Origin of the sequence: uncultured Sphingopyxis sp. (assembly GCF_900078365.1) — a bacterium.
Lineage (GTDB): Bacteria > Pseudomonadota > Alphaproteobacteria > Sphingomonadales > Sphingomonadaceae > Sphingopyxis.
In genome coordinates this window covers 911,369-929,001 of the sequence record NZ_LT598653.1, presented here as the reverse complement: position 1 = coordinate 929,001, position 17,633 = coordinate 911,369, and the positions used below count along the sequence as shown (strand labels likewise).

Here is a 17,633-nt window from a genome sequence, read left to right as displayed (position 1 = left end):
ATCTTTCGTTGGCGGTGCGGGCAGGCACAGATGGGTGTTGCCAACCGCGCTAGCAAGGGTCACCTTCCGCGCCAAGGGGAGACTGCCAAATGGCAAGCTGGTGGGAACGTCATGGAGTGCCGCGGCTGATCAAATGCGCCTGTTCGCAGGGGCAGATCATGAAGGTCAGGAGCAAGGTCGTGCCGCTCGCGCGCGGCCATGTGCTCGAACTCGGCTGCGGCGGCGGGATCAACATGGAATTCTATCGGCCGGGACAGGTCGAGAGTTTCAGCGGGCTCGACCCCTCGCCCGAACTGCTGGCGATGAGCGTCGCGGCCGCGGCGGCGCGCGGAATCGACGCCGACATCCGGGGCGGTGTTGGTGAAGCGATGCCGTTCGAGAGCGGGTCCTTCGACACGGTGGTCACCACCTTCACCCTCTGTTCGGTCACCGATCAGGCGGCGGTGCTCGCGGAAATCCGCCGCGTGCTGAAGCCGGGCGGAACGGCGCTGTTCCTCGAGCATGGCAGCGCGCCCGACGCGGGGGTCGCGAAATGGCAGCGGCGGATCGAGCCGATCTGGAAGCGCATCGGCGGCAATTGCCACCTGACCCGCCCGATCGGCGGCGCCTATGAAAAGGCGGGCTTTGCCGTCGAGCGGCAGGGCGCCGCCTATATGCCGAAAACGCCGCGGCCGTTCGGCTGGGTCGAATATGGCGTGGCACGGGCGCGGACGTAGGCGCGACAGTTATCGGCCGCAAACCGCCCTCCCCTTACTTCGTCATTCCCGCGAAAGCGGGAACCCAGCGAGCCAGCGTTGCAACTGGATTCCCGCTTTCGCGGGAATGACGATGGTGGGGTAAAACGTCCGCTCCCAGCCTAGGCCTTCTCGCCCACTTCGGCCAATCCATGCCCGACGCTCACCCGCTCGTCGAAGACGAAGCAGCTCCCGTGCCAGCGGCTGTCGCCCTCCGGCACCTGTTCGAGATAGGCGAGGATGCCGCCCTTCAGATGGACGACGTCCTCGACGCCTTCGTGGCGCAGGAAGGCGGTCGATTTTTCGCAGCGGATGCCGCCGGTGCAGAACATCGCGACGCGCTTGCCCGCGAAACGGTCGGCATTGGCGCGCCACCAGCCGGGAAAGTCGCCGAAGCTTTTCGTCCCGGGATCGACCGCACCCGCGAAGCTGCCGTAACCGACCTCGAACGCATTGCGCGTGTCGATCAGCACCGTGCCGGGATCATCGACCAGCGCGTTCCAGTCGGCGGGGTCGACATAGGGCGCAGCGTCGCGCGCGGGATCGAGCCCGGGGACCTTGAGCGTCACGATTTCTTTCTTCAGCCGCACCTTCATCCGCTGGAACGGCATCTCGGCGGCGGTCGAATATTTGACGTCGAGCGCGGCGCAATCTGGAAGCGCGCGGATATGGTCGATGACGGCGGCGATGCCGGTCTCTGTTCCGGCAATGGTGCCGTTGATGCCTTCCTGCGCGAGCAGCAGCGTTCCCTTGATGCCTTCGGCCGTGCAGAGATCGAGCAAGGGCTGACGCAATAGGGCGGGGTCACCGAACGAGGCGAAGCGATAGAGGGCGGCGACGGTGAAGGTCATGGCGGCCGCCCCCATAGCCGTTCGCACCTATCTTGTCGAAGGGCCGTTTTCCTCCATTCTGTCATCCCGGCGAAGGCCGGGATCTCGACCTCGCGTCATGACGATCCGGCGAGATCCCGGCCTTCGCCGGGATGACGATATGAAGATTGGCCTTACCCGAACGGATCACCCCGCCCCGTCGCATAGTGCGCCATCGCCATCGTGGTCCATTGCGCGTTGACGCGGATGCAGCTGGGGAAGACGCTCGCGTCGGTGACGAGCACATTGGTCGTTTCGTGAACGCGGCAATCGAGGTCGACGATACCATATTGCGGATTCTCATTGATCGCATTGCCGCCGTGCGGATGGCTGCTCGACAGGGTGACATCGTCCTGTTCGCGGATCGCGTCACGGAAAAAGGCATCGACATCCATGTCGGGCGTGACCTTCTGCCCCTTCGCGAGCGCGGGATAGCATTCGAGCGCGCCAGCGGCGAAATGGACCTTGGTGAGCGTCGCCATCGCATCGCGCAGCACCGGCAGGTCGTCGCTGGCGTCGAGCCGGAACTCGAGCTTGCCGTTCCGGACGCGTCCGCGCCGGTCGGCGGGGAACAGGATGCCCGCCGAATGGACGCGACCGAAATTCTTCATGCGGCTTGCGTGATCGCCGAACCAGCCGGGCATCAGCGACGCCATCGACATCGGCGGCTGAAAATGGCTTTCGAGCAGATAGTCGCCGCAATCGACATAGCTCGACATCTGGTCCTCGTCCCACGCATCGCCGCCGACGCCATCGGGCATCAGCGCGACGACCGGCGAGGCGACGTTCAGCGAGACCTGATAGCCGGTGCGGTCGATGTCGCTGCGGTCGAGCAGCTTCGACGACGCGATCGTGCCTGCCGCGACCACGACGCCGACGCGCGCGCGGACGAGCCTCCTCGACCCGTCGGGCAGAACCAGCTTCACCGCCTCGGCCTCGCGCCGGCCGTCGTAGGCGGTCTGCCAGACGATGCGTTCGGCCTTGGTGTCCGGCAATATCCGCGCCCCGAAATCGCGGCACGCCTCGGGAAGATAGGTCTGGGCGATCCCCATGCGCCGTCCGTAGGCGCAGCCCGAATTGCAATAGCCGCAGTAAGCACAGGCGTTGACCGTATTCGGCGGGCCGAAATTCTTGGCGAACCAGTCGGTTATGGCGCGCTGATCGCGCGGATTGTTCGACCCGGCCGCATAGTTGGTCCACCCCTCGATCAGGTGCGGACCGTTGTGGCGCCCGCTGCGCGGTTCGATCGGCGCGATGCCGAGCCGCGCCTGCACCGCGTCATAGCTGGCGTGAAAGGCGGCGGCGTCGATCGGCGCGCCGATGCTCGCCCATTTGGCGAGCACGTCTGGCGCGTCGGGATGCGTCCGCCCGGCCTCGTTGACGCGCAGGCAGATGCCGTTGTTGATCGTCGACGAACCGCCGACGCAGCGCCCCTGAAACACGACGAAATCGCGGTTGGTCGAGGTTTGCAGCGCGCCATGCTTGTAGAGCCGCGCGATCATGTCGAGTTCATGATGGGTGATCGCGTGGCTGGGATAGAAAGGCCCCGCCTCGACGATCAGCACCTTGTAACCCTGCGCCGCGATATTGCGGGCGGCGACCCCGCCCCCCGCGCCCGAGCCGATAACGACGACGTCATATTCGTCCTCGACGCTGCCCGCGTCCAATATATGCGCGGGGTCGATCTCGCGCCCGTGGACCGGGTCGAGAGGAACGTCGAAGGCACCGCGCTGGCGGAATTTCGGCAGGGTGAAGCCGATCTGCCGGTGGACGGGATTGGCGGCGTTGGCGTCCTGGTCGCCGGGTTCGAGCCCCGGCTGCCAATGGCCGTAATAGCAGGCGTAGATGATGCCGCGCAGCCGCGCCATATCCTGAAACAGGTCGATCTGGCTGTTTTTGAGGCGGTCGGTCAGCCGCTCGACGCGGTCCGCGACATCATTCTCGATGAAAAAGGGTCCGCCGAGCACCAGCTCGGTCGCGGTCAGCGACAGCTGGATTTCTTCGAGCTTGGTGCCGCCGACCTTTTCGAACAGGTCGCAGACATTGGCGACCACCTGGTCGGCCGAAATCACCATCTCGGCCTCGTGGAACAGCGCCTCGGTCAGCGCCTTCAGAAATTTGAGCTGCCCGAAATTGAACGGTGCCGTCATCGCCCTGCCCCCAATTGCCCTCTGCCGCAAAATGCCGCGTTATAGCGGTGCGGAGCAAGCTGTATTGTATGGGATCGCCAGCTATGCGGTGCGCGCGGCTTGTTCCGGCACGAGGAAGGGCTGAACCGCCGCCATCGCCCGCCCGACATAATCGGCCTTTTCGCCGACCGGCGCGACATAGTGGAGCGCTTCTTCGGCGGCCGCCGTCCCGGCGAGGCGCGCGATGATCCACGCGGCGAGATATTGCGACGCGAGGCAGCCGCCCGCCGTCGCGACATTGCCGTGCGCGACGAAGGGTGCGTCGAGCACCTCGACGCCCGCCTCGATCACCCAGGGTTTGGTCGTGAGGTCGGTGCAGGCGGGGAGATCGCCGATCAGCCCGAGCCGCGCGAGCAGCAATGTTCCCGAACATTGCGCGCCGATCAATTGGCGCGCGGGGTCGAGCCGGATGCGCCCGAGCATCAGCGGATCGGCCGCGATCTCGCGCGTCCGGATGCCGCTGCCGATGATCACCGCGTCGGCCTTGGCCGCGAAGTCGAGCGGTTGCTGGCGCTCGATCGTCACGCCGTTCATCGAGGTAACTTGCGGCGTCGGCGCGGTGATATGCGCTTCCCAGCCCTGCCCGCGCAGGCGGTTGAGAATGGCGGCGGCGACGAACGAATCGAGTTCGTTGAAACCGTCGAAGGTCAGCACCGCGATCTGCACGTCAAAACTCCCGAAAAAGATAAAGGACCAAAGGAGCTCGCGCCTACACCGCGCCTTCGAAGATGTCATCAACCCGGCGCGAGCGCGTGCAGTCAGTCGAAAGCGATCAACGCAGCGCGATCGTCAGGTGCGCGACCGCCACGATGTCCGTCAGCCGGTCGCGCAGTTCCTCGCACGACACGTCGCCCCTCACTTCGACGATCGCCGCGCGCGCCTGTGGGCCGACGCGCCAGACATGAAGATCGGTGACGACCGCACCCGCCGCCTCGACGCGCGAGCGGATCGCCGCCGCCGCCTCGTCGTCGTTCGTGTCGAGCAGGATCGCGGCGGTGTCGCGCATCAGCCCCCACGACCAGCGCGCGATGACGAGCGCGCCGACGATACCCATCGCCGGATCCATCCAGTGGAGCCCGAGATAGCGCCCGGCAAGCAGCGCACCGATCGCGAGCAGCGAGGTCAGCGCGTCGGCGAGGACGTGAAAATAGGCCGAGCGGAGATTATTGTCGTGGCCGTGGTGATGGTGGTCATGATCATGGTCATGCCCGTGATGGTGGTGCCCGCCCATCAAGAGCAGCGCGCTGACGATATTGACGACGAGGCCGAGCACTGCGACGAGCGTCGCGCTCGCGAAATCGACGCGCACGGGGTCGATCAGCCGCAGGAAGGATTCGACCGCGATCCCGATCGCGAAGATGCCGAGGATCAGCGCCGAGGCGAAGCCGGTCAGATCGCCGACCTTGCCGGTGCCGAAGCTGTAGCGCGGATCGTGGCGATGTTGCTTGGCATAGCGATAGGCAAGTGCTGCAAGACCGAGCGCGCCCGCGTGCGTCGCCATATGAAAGCCGTCGGCAAGCAGCGCCATCGACCCGGTCCAATAACCCGCCGCGATCTCCGCAACCATCATCACCGCGGTCAGCGCGACGACCCACAGCGTGCGCTTCGCATTGTCGTCGTGCGAGGCGCCGAGGAAGTCGTGGATATGCTGGGCGGGTGGGGATTCGGACATGCCGCCTATCTATTTCGCATCGCGGCTTATTCGACAAGAGGCGTGGGAGACGGGAGTGGCTGTGGAAGTGGGGATCGGACGTTGCGGTGTTGAGCCAATATCCCCTCCCGCAAGCGGGAGGGGAGAGCATGGCCGCCTCCGGTCATTTTCCTTCGCTCAGCCCGCCTTCTTCATCTGCCGGTATTTGTGCAGCAGCGGTTCGGTATAACCCGACGGCTGAGTCACGCCTTCGAAGATCAGCGCGCGCGCGGCGCGGTAGGCGATGCCGTCCGGTGTCAGCTTTTCGTAGAGCGGATCGCCAGCATTCTGTGCATCGACCTTGGCCGCCATGCGCGCGAGCGCGGCGTCGACCTGCGCTTCGGTGCAGACCCCGTGGAGCAGCCAGTTGGCGAGCGCCTGGCTCGAGATGCGCAGCGTCGCGCGGTCCTCCATCAGGCCGACGTCGTCGATGTCGGGGACCTTCGAGCAGCCGACGCCCTGATCGATCCAGCGAACGACATAGCCGAGGATGCCCTGGCAATTGTTATCAAGTTCGCGGGCGATTTCGGCTTCGCTCCAGTTGCGTCCCGTCGCGACGGGGATGGCGAGCAGCCGATCGAGCGACGGCACCGCCTCGCCCGCAATCTCGCGCTGGCGCGCAAAGACATCGACCTGATGATAGTGCAGCGCGTGCAAGGTCGCGGCGGTCGGCGACGGCACCCACGCGGTGTTCGCGCCCGACTTCGGATGCCCGATCTTCGCTTCCAGCATCGCGTACATCAGATCGGGCATCGCCCACATGCCCTTGCCGATCTGGGCGCGGCCGCGCAGGCCGCAGTCCAGCCCCACCAGCACGTTGCTGCGTTCGTAGGCGGCGATCCAGGCGCTGGATTTCATGTCGCCCTTGCGCATCATGGGGCCGGCTTCCATGCTGGAATGCATTTCGTCGCCGGTACGGTCGAGGAAGCCGGTGTTGATGAAGACGATGCGGTCCTTCACCGCGTGGATGCACGCGGCGAGGTTCGCGCTGGTGCGGCGCTCCTCGTCCATCACACCGACCTTGATCGTGTGGCGCGCGAGGCCGAGCATGTCCTCGACGGCATTGAAAACATGATCGGTGAAACCGCATTCCTCGGGCCCGTGCTGCTTGGGCTTGACGATATAGATGCTGCCGGCGCGGCTGTTCCTGAGCGTGCCGAGCTCCTTGAGGTCGTGCAGCGAGCAGAGGCTGGTGATGACCGCGTCGCAGAGGCCCTCGGGCGCTTCGGCGCCGTCGGGGAGCTTGATCATCGGCGTCGTCATCAGATGGCCGACGTTGCGCACGAACATCACGCTGCGGCCGTGCAGCGTGAAGGGCTTGCCATCGGGCGATGTCCATTCGCGGTCGGGCGCCATCGCGCGGGTCACGGTCTTGCCGCCCTTGTCGAAACTTTCGACAAGATCGCCGCGCATCAGGCCGAGCCAGTTGGTGTAGCCGAGCGTCTTGTCCTCGCCGTCGACGGCGGCGACCGAATCCTCGAGGTCGATGATGGTCGTCAGCGCGGCTTCGAGGATGACGTCGGCGATGCCCGCAGGGTCGGTCTTGCCGATCGCGCTATCGGGGTCGATCACCAGTTCGATATGCAGGCCATTGTGGCGGAGCAGGATGCCGCCGGGCTTGCTCCCCACCCATTGCGACGGATCGGCGAGCGCGAGCTGCCCCCCCTGCCAGTCGGCCCAGCTTCCGGAGGCGAGCGGCACCGCCTCATCCAGAAAGGCCTTCGCCCGCGTGATCACGGCGGCGCCGCGCTCGGAATCATAGCCGCCGGGCTTCGCCGGCGGCGCGTCGAGCGCGTCGGTGCCGTAGAAGGCGTCGTAAAGGCTGCCCCAGCGTGCGTTGGCGGCGTTGAGGGCGAAGCGGGCATTGAGCGCGGGCACGACGAGCTGCGGGCCCGCCATCGTCGCGATCTCGGGATCGACATTGCGGGTGCCGACCGCGAACGGCGCGGGTTCGGGGACGAGATAGCCGATCTCGCGCAGGAACGCCTCATAGGCCGCGGGGTCGTGCGCCTGCCCTTCCCGCGCCTTGTGCCAGTCATCGATCCGCGTCTGCAGATCCTCACGCTTTGCGAGCAGCGCCGCATTTTCGGGCGCAAACTTTGCGAGCAGGCCCGCAAAATCGCTCCAGAAGCGGGCGGCGTCAAGCCCCGTCCCCGGCAGCGCGCGCTGTTCGATGAAGTCGGCCAGTCGCGAATCGACGGACAGGCCGGAGCGATCGAGAAATTCGGTCATGCAAGCACCCTCTGGTCGGCGCGGCTGCGCCAGTGGACCCGGGGAGGAAAGGGCCGCCGCCCTATGCCGCGATTGGTTTCGATTGGCAATGGGCGCTTTTCAACGGGCCCCACCTGGGTTACGTTGCAACGCACAACGAAATAGACATCTCCCCAATGATCCGGATCCATGGACGACACACGACTGAAATTGATGGAAGCCATCGCCCGCAAGAAGCTGGTGACGGCGCAGTATAACGGCCAGACGCTGACGCTGGCGCCGCATCTGCTGTTCGAACGCCGCGGCGACCTGTTCATCAGCGCGCTCAATCTGAACAAGAGCTGGCGGTCGGACGAGGAACCGCGGCTGGGTCATTTCAAGCTCGGCGGCCTCGCGTCCATCGAGCTCAGCGAAGAGGGCTTCGAGCCCCTTCCCGGCTTCGAGCCCGCACCGCCGCGCGAAGAAGATACGCCGCTCCTCGGGGTTTAGGGTCAGGCGGCGCCCACGGCGGGAATTGACGCCAATTCGCCGAGCGCGACGCGGACCTGGTTCCGTCCGCCGGCCTTGGCGCGATACAGCGCGGCGTCGGCGCGGCGCGACAGTTCGAACAGCGAATCGCCCGGGCTGCGCTGCGCGACGCCGAACGACGCCGTGAAGGCGCGGTCGACCCCGAGCACCGGGAGCCGCGCTGACGCGAAGGCGGTGCGCACCGCCTCGGCATAGAGGCGCCCGTCGGACAGCAGCGCGCCCGGAAGCAGGACGGCGAATTCTTCGCCGCCGATCCGCCCGACGATCGCGCTTGCCGGCGCCATGTCGGCCAGCATCGCGGCAAAATGCGCGATCACCCCGTCGCCCGCGGCATGGCCGAAGCTGTCGTTGATCTGCTTGAAGCTGTCGAGGTCGGCGGTCACCAGCACCGCGGCCTCCTCGCCGCGCAGCAGCGCCAGTTCGCCATGATGCTCGAACCCTCGCCGGTTGAGCACGCTCGACAGCGGGTCGGTTTCCGAACGCGCGACCATCTCCGCCGTCGTGTCGCGCATCATGACGAGCAGCATGACGAGCGCGATTGCCATCAGCGTGACGACGCTGCCGCTCTGCGAGATCGCGGCATAGGTCGTCGCCATATAGCCTTGCGGCGAACTCGCCGTTCCGATCTGGGCGGCGATGAAGGGTTTGACGGCATAGATGATCGCCGCGACGCCCTGCAGCGCGATCAGCAGCAGGTCGAGCGGCTGGCGGCGGCCCGAGCGCCAGATCATGAGCCCGAGCAGTGCCTGCATCGCGAAATAGGGCAGCTGATAGAGCGTCAGCCGCAGCGTCGAGCCATAGGTCATGCTGAAAATCACGGGCACGGCGAGGATGGTGAGAACCCATATCGCCGCCATCGCGCCCAATGGCGGCCGCGCGCGATAATGCTGCGCAACGCCGATCAACGCGAAGCTGAGCGCGAGCAGGAAGACGAGGAAGATGCCGATGCCGACGGGGGTCGGATCGGCCTGCCGCGTCAGAAGGAATTCCAGGCCGACATAGACGATCCCCATGCCATAGCCGAGCGCGAGCCACCATGCGCCGCGCGCGGTCCGGTTGGTCGCCGCGACCACGGCGAAGGCGACGGCAAAAATGCCGGCCACGGACATGTTAATGCCAAGCACAAAAGCTGTCGTCATCGACCCACTCATCATCGGTCCGGCCAGCGTAGCCGGACTGTCCCGAACTTTCGGTTAATGCCTTGCGATTCGGGATGATTCGCGCGCGTGCTTACCCGATTTGCCTGCCCGCCGCAGTGACTTACCGTATCGCGGCGACAAAATGGCGGCCGGGGGTGCAAAAGCCCCTCGCCGCCCGCTATAGCCGGGCGATGACCAGCCTGACCGCAACCGAAAACGCCGCGATCGAACGCGCCGCCGACGCGCCGATGCTGGCGCAGGTGGAACGATGGGCGGCGATCAACAGCGGCACCGGCAACCTTGCGGGGTTGAAGCGCGTCGCGGGCGAGCTGGCCGACGCCTTTTCCGCCTTGCCGGGCGAGGTCCGGCTCGTCGCCGCCGACCCGGTCGAGAGCGTCGATGCCGCCGGGCAGATCAAGGTCACCGAGCGCGGCGACCATCTTCACCTGCGCGTCCGGCCCGAAGCGCCGGTGCAATTGCTGCTGACCGGGCATATGGACACGGTGTTCGCCGCCGATCATCCGTTCCAGTCGCTCCAATGGATCGAGCCCGGCGTGCTCAATGGCCCCGGCACCGCCGACATGAAGGGCGGTCTTTCGGTGATCCTCGCTGCGCTCACGGCGCTCGAAAGCTCGCCGCTGGCGGAGCGCGTCGGCTATGACGTGATGATCAACAGCGACGAGGAAACGGGCAGCCATGCTTCCGCGGCGCTGATCGCCGAACTTGCGAAGGGCAAGACCGCCGCGCTGACCTATGAGCCCGCCCTCCCCGACGGCACGCTGGCGGGCGCGCGGCCGGGGAGCGGCAATTTTTCGGTGATCGTCCACGGCCTCTCGGCCCATGCCGGGCGCAACCCCGACGACGGGCGCAACGCGTTGCTCGCGGCGGCCGACCTCGCGCTGCGGCTCGCGAAACTGAAATCGCCGACACTCAAGGTCAATCCCGCGAAGATCGACGGCGGCGGCCCCAATAATGTCGTTCCCGACAGCGCGATCCTGCGCGTCAACATGCGCCCGTCAACGCCCGAAGCGATGATCGAGGCCGAAGCGGAGCTGCGCGACGCGGTCGCCGCGGTGTCGCGCGAGCATGACGTGCATTGCCATATTCACGGCAATTTCAACCGGCCGCCGAAGCCGCTCGACCCCGCCGCGACGCGCCTGTTCGAACTGGTGCGCGACTGCGGCGCGACGCTCGGCCTGCCGCCGATCGGCTGGAACGCGACCGGCGGCGTCTGCGACGGCAACAATATCGCGGCGTGCGGGATTCCGGTCGTCGACACGATGGGGCCGCGCGGCGGCGCGATCCATAGCCCGGAAGAATTTCTGATCGCCGGCAGCCTCGCCGAGCGGGCGCAGCTGTCGGCGCTGACCATGTTGAGAATAGCGGAACGGGGGACTGTGTGAATTATGTGATCCGGGCGGCCAAACCGGGCGACCTGCAAAGCATTTACGAAATGGCGAAGCTGACCGGCGGCGGCTTCACCAACCTGCCCCCCGACAAAAAGGCCCTGCGCGCCAAGCTCGAGCGCGCCGAGGCGGGTTTCAACTCGGACAAGGAATATCCCGCCGACGAGCTTTATCTGATGGTGCTCGAGGATCTGGACAGCGGCGAAGTGCGCGGCACCTGCCAGATTTTCGGACAGGTCGGCCAACGCTGGCCCTTCTACTCCTATCGCATCGGCACCGACAGCAAGCATAGCGAGCAATTGAACCGCACCTTTCACGCGCAGGTGCTGATGCTGAGCAACGACCTCAACGGCGCGAGCGAGGTCGGCGGGCTGTTCCTGCACCCCGCGGCGCGCGCCGGCGGGCTCGGACTGCTGCTCGCGCGCTCGCGCTATCTGTTTATCGCGCGCCACCGCGCGCGCTTCGGCGACCGCATCCTCGCCGAGCTGCGCGGCGTGATCGACGAGGCGGGCGGATCGCCCTTCTGGGACGGGGTCGCGGGCAAATTCTTCGGGATGAATTTCCAGGAAGCCGACCAGTTCAACGCGGTCCACGGCAACCAGTTCATCGCCGACCTGATGCCCAAGCATCCCGTCTATATCGCGATGCTGAACGAACATGCGCGCAGCGTGATCGGCGTCCCGCACCCGACCGGGCGCGCGGCGATGCGGATGCTGGAGAATGAGGGCTTCGCCTTCGAAAATTATGTCGACATCTTCGACGGCGGCCCGACGATGACCGCGCGCACCGACCAGGTCGCGAGCGTGCGCGACGCGAAGCATGTCGAGGTGACGGGAATTGCCGAAAGCGGCGAGGACGCGCTGATCGCGACCGGGCGGCTCGGCGATTTCCGCTGCTGTTTCGGAAAGGTCGGCGCTGACGCGACGATCGATGCCGAGGCGGCGCGCATTTTAGGCGTCGGCAAGGGCGACGCGATCAGCTGGATCGGGCGGTAGAACCAAATAAAGCCCCTCCCCTTAAGGGGAGGGGTTGGGGGTGGGGGCCAGCGGCATGGCGTCAGGCCGCTGCCCCCCACCCGCTGCGACTAGGCAGCAAGCTGCCAAGTCTCGCTGCCCTCCCCTGAAGGGGAGGGATTGAAAGAGGACACAATGCTCACCGAAATCAACTTCGACGGAATCATCGGGCCCAGCCATAATTATGCGGGGCTCAGCCGCGGCAATATCGCGTCGGCGAGCCATGCGGGCGACGTGTCGCAGCCGCGCGCCGCCGCACTGCAGGGCATCGAGAAGATGCGCCACAATCTGGCGCTCGGCCTCCCCCAGGGCTTTTTCATGCCGCTCGATCGCCCCGACGCGCCGTGGCTTGCCCAGCTCGGCACCTCGTCCGAAGAGGCCGAACGCCATTTGCGCGCGCAGGCCTGGTCGGCCTCGTCGATGTGGGCCGCGAATGCCGCGACGGTTTCCCCCGCCCCCGACAGCGCCGACGGCAAATGCCATCTGACCGTCGCGAACCTTGTCACCATGCCGCACCGCAGCCACGAATGGTCCGGCACGCTCGCGCAGCTTCGCCTTGCGTTCGCCGATCCGGCCTTTCAGGTCCACGCTCCCGTCCCCGCCCCTTTCGGCGACGAGGGCGCGGCGAACCATATGCGGCTGTGCAGCGGGCACGACGCGGCGGGCGTCGAAATCTTCGTCTATGGGGTCGGCGGCGGGCGCTTCCCCGCGCGCCAGCATCTCGACGCGTCGAAGGCGATCGCCCGAAAGCACCGGCTCGATCCCGCGCGCACGCTCTTCATCCGCCAGTCGGACACCGCGATCCAGGGCGGCGCCTTCCACAACGACGTCGTCGCGGTCGCGAACGAGCATGTGCTCTTCACCCACGAGACCGCGTTCGAGGATCGCGAAGCGGCGCATGCCGAAATCCGCAGGGCCTTCCCCGCGGTCGAGATCGTCGAGGTGCCCGCGAGCGCGGTGAGCCTGGCGCACGCGATCAGATCCTATCTGTTCAACGCCCAGCTCGTCAGCCTGCCCGATGGTAGCGGCATGGGGCTGGTGCTGCCGACCGAGGCGCAGGCCACGCCCGCGGTCTGGAGCTGGCTGGAAGATATGATCGCGGGCAACGGCCCGATCCGCCGCCTGCTGCCCGTCGATGTCCGCCAGTCGATGGCGAACGGCGGCGGCCCCGCTTGCCTGCGCCTGCGCGTCGTCGCCGATCCCGCGACCGTCGATCCGCGCTTCATCGCCGACGAGGCCAAGCTCGACCGGATCGCGGACGTCGTCGCGGCGCATTGGCCCGAGGCGATCGCGCCGGGCGATCTCGCTTCGGCCGCGCTGGCGAACGATGTGCGCAAGGCGCGGAGCGCCCTGCTCGCCGAACTCGGCCTCGGCGAACTGGACTGATCCTCCCTTGAAGATACGCGAACTGCTCGACACGGCGCGGATCCCCGGCGGCGGCGAACTGCGCCTCTACCGGCGCGGCGACGATTTCATCATCGCGATCGGCGGCAACGAGTTGATGAACAGCCGGATGAGCGGTTCCGAAGAGGCGCTCGCGGTGATGAGCTGCGAACGGCTGCGCAGCCCGGGCGCGGCGAGCCTGCTGATCGGCGGCTATGGCATGGGCTTTACACTGCGCGCCGCGCTGGCGGTGCTCGGCCCGAACGCGAAGGTCACCGTCGCTGAACTCGTTCCCGAGATCATCGAGTGGGCGCGCGGGCCGATGGCCGAAATCGCCGCGGGCTGCCTCGACGATCCGCGCGTCGAACTGATCGTCGGCGATGTCGCGGCCGCGATCACCGCCGGGCGCGGCCGTTACGACGCGATCCTGCTCGACGTCGACAATGGTCCCGACGGGCTGGTGCGCGAAGCGAACGACGGTATTTACTCGGCGGCGGGGCTCGCATCGGCGAAGGCGGCGCTGCGTCCGGGCGGAACCCTCGCGATCTGGTCGGCGGCGCCCGACGCGCGGTTCGCGCGCCGGCTGACGGCGGCGGGCTTCGGGGTAGAAGAAGTCGCACTGCGCGCGCGAGCGGGCGGCAAGGGCGCCCGGCATATCATCTGGTTTGCGAGAGCGTAGTTCTGGCGGGTTTCGACTGGGAGCGGACCTATGTTTCATCGTCACCCCGGACTTGATCCGGGGTCCATTTACGCAGCGTGGAAAGAGTGGATCCCGGATCAAGTCCGGGATGACGAATGTCTGAGACTGGCCGATTGCGGCCTTTTACATCGTCATTCCCGCGAAAGCGGGAACCCAGAGCGTGCGTAGGCTGATCCCACACGGGGTTCCCGCTTTCGCGGGAATGACGAATGTTGGGAATGGCCGCTCACCACCCCGCTGCGGACATCGCTGAATTCCATGACTGGCCGATCGCGCCGCGGCCAGCTAACATCGGCGGGGGCGGGACTCGATCCTTCGATGAGGAGAGCCGAATGTCACCGGACGAGCGAGCGGCGATCTGGCCCGAACTGCGCTGGGCCGACTGGCGCGATACCGCGATCACCCTACAACTCTGGACGCAGATCGTCGGAAAGATCCGTCTGTCGCTGACGCCCTGGCTCAATCACGGCTGGCAGGTCCCGCTCTATGTCAGCGCGCGCGGCCTCACGACTTCGCCGATCCCGGCGGGACACGAACTGCTCGAGATCGAGTTCGATTTCATCGCGCACCGGCTGGTCTGCCGCACGAGCGAAGGCCAGCAACGCGAGCTGGCGCTCGAACCGCGCAGCGTCGCCGATTTCCACGACCGGCTGCTGGGGCTGCTCGCCGACCTCGGCATGGAGGTCCGCATTCACGGCGTGCCCAACGAGATGCCCGACCCGATCCCCTTTGCGCGCGACGAGAGCCATAAGAGCTATGACGCCGATGCGGCGCATCGTTTCTGGCGCGCGCTGGTGCAGGTCGACCGCGTCTTCAAGCTCTTCCGCAGCGGTTTTCTCGGCAAGGCGAGCCCGGTGCATTTCTTCTGGGGCAGCTTCGACCTCGCGGTGACGCGCTTTTCGGGGCGCACCGCGCCGCCGCACCCCGGCGGGGTGCCGGGCCTGCCCGATCCGGTGACGCGCGAAGCCTATTCGCACGAAGTCAGCAGCGCGGGCTTCTGGCCCGGCGGTGACGGCTTTCCCGAGCCGGCCTTTTATTCCTACGCCTACCCCGAGCCGGAGGGCTTTCGCGCGGGGCCGGTGCCGCCGGCGGCGCGCTTCGATGGGGAACTCGGCGAATATATCCTGCCCTATGAAGCCGTGCGAACGGCGGCTTCGCCCGATGCGCTGCTGCTCGATTTCCTCGAAGCCACTTATGCCGCCGCGGCCGACGCCGCTGGCTGGGACCGCGCCGCGCTCGAATGCGCGATGGGGATGCCGGCGCGGGTCCGCAAAACGGAGAAGAGTGCATGACGAACTGTTCGCACGAAGCCGCGATCCAGGATGTGACGCCGAGCGCCAAGGGATGCGAAGAATGTTTGCGGACGGGCGGCATCTGGGTGCATCTGCGCCTCTGCCGCACTTGCGGCCATGTCGGCTGCTGCGACGATTCGCCGTCGCGCCACGCCCGCGCACATTTTCACGAGACCGGGCATCCGGTGATCGAGGGCTATGACCCGCCCGAGGGTTGGGGTTGGTGCTATATCGACGATGCCGTCGTCACCCTTCCCGACCAGACGCGGCAGATCGGGCCGATTCCGCGCTATTTCTAAACATCCGCCCTTCCCCCACCTGTCGGATTAACTTACAATTTACCATAGACCCGCCGCGCCGAATCCTTGATTTTGGCCGATGGCACGGCGCTTGCTTGGGTTGTTGGTGATGCTGAAGAAGATCGGACGCCTGTTCGTCATCAAGACGCGCCTTGAGGCGTGCCTCATCATCTATGCGCTCGCCGTCGGCGCGATGGCGCGCGGGGCGGCCTATCTGCACGAATATCCGGGTTACGGGGGAAAGCTGCTGCTGCTCGCCTGCACCGGGTCGGTGTTTCTCGCCGGCGCGAAGATTTTCGACTGCCTGCGTTACGAACAGGCCGCGGAGGCAGCGAAGCAGATCCCGTAGATCGCCGGTCTTTCGCCGGTCATCAGGATATGCCAAGGCAGGGCCCATGAGTAGGATCAGCGGCCGGCCCGCCCTCAGCACCGAGCATGTTTACGGCCTCAGCCTGCGCGTCGCGCGCTGGCGGGAAGGCGCGCCGGGCACGCCCCTGCTGTTCCTCAACGGCATCGGCGCCGACATCGCGGCTGCCGCGCCTTTGCTCGCGCGGATCCATGGCCGCGAGGTGTTGACGCTCGACATGCCCGGCGTCGGCGGCTCGCCCGACGCGCTGCTCCCCTATGGCGCCCCAACGATCGCGGCGGTGGTGATGGAGATCGCCGACCGGCTCGGCCATGGGGCGATCGACGTTGCGGGTTTCAGCTGGGGCGGCGCGCTGGCGCAACAGGTCGCTATCCAGTTTCCGGGACGCGTGCGCCGGCTGGTGCTGATGGCGACGACGCCGACGGTGAGCGCGCCGGGGATCGGCTGGGCCGCCTTGCTCGACGACGACATGCTGGCGAGCGGCCTCAAGCTGCCGACCGCGACACCGCTCGGCCTCGCCTGGCAGTCGATGGCGATGGCAGGATGGACGAGCGTAGCGATGCTGCCACAGCTCAAAGCCACGCCCGTGCTGATCCTGATGGGCGAGCGCGACGGCGTCGTGCCTGCGTGCCACGGTCAGGCGATCGCCGATCTGGTCGACGGCGCGGTGCTGGAGGTGGTGCCGGGATCGCACCTCTTCCCCTTCACCCATGCGGCGGCGATTTCGGCGCGAGTCAGCGCGTTTCTGGATCAGCCGGAGCGGGCGCAAGCCGCCGCTTGAGGAAGCCGGCGATTGCGGCGGCGGTCGCATCGGGCGCTTCCTCCATCGGCAAATGGCCGATGCCGGGCAGCATCACGACCTCAGACCCCTTTATCCGTTCGTTGAACGTCTTCGCGGCGCTGGGATTGATCACCCGGTCCTTGTCGCCGAACAGGATCAGCGTCGGGGCGGCGATCTCGCCGACCCGCGCCGCCATTTCGGGCTCGCGGTCCATTCGCGCGCGCAGCACCGTGGCCTCGCGATTGCCGGGAAAGAGGAGCAATTCCCAATAGCGGTCGATCATCGCATCATCGACGATGTCCTGTTTCTCGACCGAGCCGCGCAGCGACTGCTCGACGAGCATCCGCGGCGTCACCCGCGTCGCGAGCCAGCGGCCGACGGGATATTCGAGGATGCGGAAACCGACATTCGATTCGGGTCTTTTCTCGCCCTTGCGCAGCGGCATGCCGGCGGCGTCGATCAGCAGCAGCGCATCGACGCGCGCCGGCTGCGCGAGCGCGTAGCGCCACGCGACCCAGCCGCCCATCGAATTGCCGCCGAGAATGAAATGATCGAGCCCGAGCTTCGCCGCGACGACGTCGACCGCGTGCATCATGCCCTCGGCCGAATAATCGGTGTCGGGCGTCGCGCCGGTCAGGCCGTGGCCGGGCAGGTCGAGCGTGATGATGCGATATCCGGCGCCGAGCCGCTTCACGAGCGGCTCCCAGGTATGGAGGCTGGCATTGGCGCCGTGGACCAGGATGATCGGCGGGCCATCGGCCCTGCCCTGATCGCGGTAGTGAATCCGTTGCCCCGCCGGTCCCGCGGCAAAGGCCGCGTCCAGGCCGCCATATTTGGCGATCATCGCGTCGCGATCGGTGTCGGGGGTCAGCAGCAGCAGGAAACCGGCGACGATCGCGAGCAGGACGCCAAGCGGGACCAGCACCCGCTTGCGCCGGAACAAGGGGCGCCGCGGCGGCGGCGGCTCGCCGAAATCTATGTCGTCGCTGATCATCATGCCCCCCTGCAGGCCTGACGATACTCTAACGCGCG

General features: G+C 66.7%; 17 protein-coding genes. 10 read left to right on the top strand and 7 right to left on the bottom strand.

The window, feature by feature from the left end; translation table 11 throughout:
• The first annotated feature begins 89 nt into the window (after positions 1-89).
• Positions 90-716 carry a class I SAM-dependent methyltransferase gene (locus QZL87_RS04105; protein WP_295324044.1) on the top strand — a complete coding sequence of 209 codons (627 nt, stop codon included), beginning with the start codon at positions 90-92 and terminating at the stop codon, positions 714-716.
• Between the two features lie 140 nt (positions 717-856).
• Here the strand turns inward: QZL87_RS04105 and QZL87_RS04100 are convergent, their stop codons facing one another.
• The 5 genes from QZL87_RS04100 to QZL87_RS04080 all read right to left on the bottom strand — a co-directional run bounded on the left by QZL87_RS04100 (position 857) and on the right by QZL87_RS04080 (position 7,714).
• Positions 857-1,585, bottom strand: coding sequence for a rhodanese-related sulfurtransferase (locus tag QZL87_RS04100; protein ID WP_362988623.1), 729 nt, complete (start codon positions 1,583-1,585; stop codon positions 857-859).
• 152 nt (positions 1,586-1,737) lie between these two features.
• The gene (locus QZL87_RS04095) at positions 1,738-3,753 is read right to left on the bottom strand and encodes a GMC family oxidoreductase N-terminal domain-containing protein (protein ID WP_295324041.1); all 2,016 of its coding nucleotides are present in this window, start codon (positions 3,751-3,753) and stop codon (positions 1,738-1,740) included.
• Between the two features lie 81 nt (positions 3,754-3,834).
• Positions 3,835-4,458, bottom strand: coding sequence for a DJ-1/PfpI family protein (locus tag QZL87_RS04090; protein WP_295324039.1), 624 nt, complete (start codon positions 4,456-4,458; stop codon positions 3,835-3,837).
• Positions 4,459-4,564: 106 nt separating this feature from the next.
• Complete coding sequence (dmeF, locus tag QZL87_RS04085; protein ID WP_295324037.1) at positions 4,565-5,464, bottom strand: CDF family Co(II)/Ni(II) efflux transporter DmeF; 900 nt, start codon at positions 5,462-5,464, stop codon at positions 4,565-4,567.
• Between the two features lie 156 nt (positions 5,465-5,620).
• A complete protein-coding gene (locus QZL87_RS04080) occupies positions 5,621-7,714 on the bottom strand; it encodes a malate synthase G (RefSeq protein ID WP_295324034.1) in 2,094 nt (697 codons plus the stop codon).
• A 168-nt stretch (positions 7,715-7,882) separates the two neighbouring features.
• Between QZL87_RS04080 and QZL87_RS04075 the strand changes: the two genes are divergently transcribed.
• The gene (locus tag QZL87_RS04075) at positions 7,883-8,182 is read left to right on the top strand and encodes a hypothetical protein (RefSeq protein ID WP_295324032.1); all 300 of its coding nucleotides are present in this window, start codon (positions 7,883-7,885) and stop codon (positions 8,180-8,182) included.
• Between the two features lie 2 nt (positions 8,183-8,184).
• Here QZL87_RS04075 and QZL87_RS04070 read toward each other — a convergent pair whose 3' ends face one another.
• Positions 8,185-9,330: a GGDEF domain-containing protein gene (locus tag QZL87_RS04070; RefSeq protein ID WP_295324030.1), complete on the bottom strand. Its 1,146-nt coding sequence runs from the start codon at positions 9,328-9,330 to the stop codon at positions 8,185-8,187.
• Positions 9,331-9,551: 221 nt separating this feature from the next.
• Here QZL87_RS04070 and QZL87_RS04065 point away from each other — a divergent pair, with 221 nt between their 5' ends.
• The 8 genes from QZL87_RS04065 (at position 9,552) to QZL87_RS04030 (ending at position 16,601) form a co-directional block, all read left to right on the top strand.
• Complete coding sequence (locus tag QZL87_RS04065) at positions 9,552-10,763, top strand: hydrolase (RefSeq protein WP_295326744.1); 1,212 nt, start codon at positions 9,552-9,554, stop codon at positions 10,761-10,763.
• Positions 10,760-11,761, top strand: coding sequence for an arginine N-succinyltransferase (locus tag QZL87_RS04060; RefSeq protein ID WP_295324027.1), 1,002 nt, complete (start codon positions 10,760-10,762; stop codon positions 11,759-11,761). The genes QZL87_RS04065 and QZL87_RS04060 overlap by 4 nt, the downstream gene beginning before the upstream one ends.
• 153 nt (positions 11,762-11,914) lie before the next feature.
• A complete protein-coding gene (locus tag QZL87_RS04055) occupies positions 11,915-13,165 on the top strand; it encodes an N-succinylarginine dihydrolase (protein ID WP_295324025.1) in 1,251 nt (416 codons plus the stop codon).
• A 7-nt stretch (positions 13,166-13,172) separates the two neighbouring features.
• On the top strand, positions 13,173-13,841 hold the full coding sequence (locus tag QZL87_RS04050) for a spermidine synthase (RefSeq protein ID WP_295324023.1): 669 nt from the start codon (positions 13,173-13,175) through the stop codon (positions 13,839-13,841).
• Positions 13,842-14,194: 353 nt separating this feature from the next.
• Positions 14,195-15,154: a DUF5996 family protein gene (locus QZL87_RS04045; protein WP_295324021.1), complete on the top strand. Its 960-nt coding sequence runs from the start codon at positions 14,195-14,197 to the stop codon at positions 15,152-15,154.
• Entirely contained in the window at positions 15,151-15,453 is a 303-nt protein-coding gene (locus tag QZL87_RS04040) for a UBP-type zinc finger domain-containing protein (RefSeq protein WP_295324019.1), read from the top strand. Before QZL87_RS04045 ends, QZL87_RS04040 begins: the two co-directional genes overlap by 4 nt.
• 109 nt (positions 15,454-15,562) lie before the next feature.
• The gene (locus QZL87_RS04035; RefSeq protein ID WP_295324016.1) at positions 15,563-15,802 is read left to right on the top strand and encodes a hypothetical protein; all 240 of its coding nucleotides are present in this window, start codon (positions 15,563-15,565) and stop codon (positions 15,800-15,802) included.
• Between the two features lie 46 nt (positions 15,803-15,848).
• Positions 15,849-16,601 (top strand): alpha/beta fold hydrolase, encoded by a 753-nt coding sequence (locus tag QZL87_RS04030; protein ID WP_295324013.1) that lies wholly within the window; start codon positions 15,849-15,851, stop codon positions 16,599-16,601.
• Here QZL87_RS04030 and QZL87_RS04025 read toward each other — a convergent pair.
• Positions 16,555-17,598 carry an alpha/beta fold hydrolase gene (locus tag QZL87_RS04025; RefSeq protein ID WP_295324011.1) on the bottom strand — a complete coding sequence of 348 codons (1,044 nt, stop codon included), beginning with the start codon at positions 17,596-17,598 and terminating at the stop codon, positions 16,555-16,557. The two genes, QZL87_RS04030 and QZL87_RS04025, sit on opposite strands and share 47 nt — an antisense overlap.
• Positions 17,599-17,633: the final 35 nt, after the last annotated feature.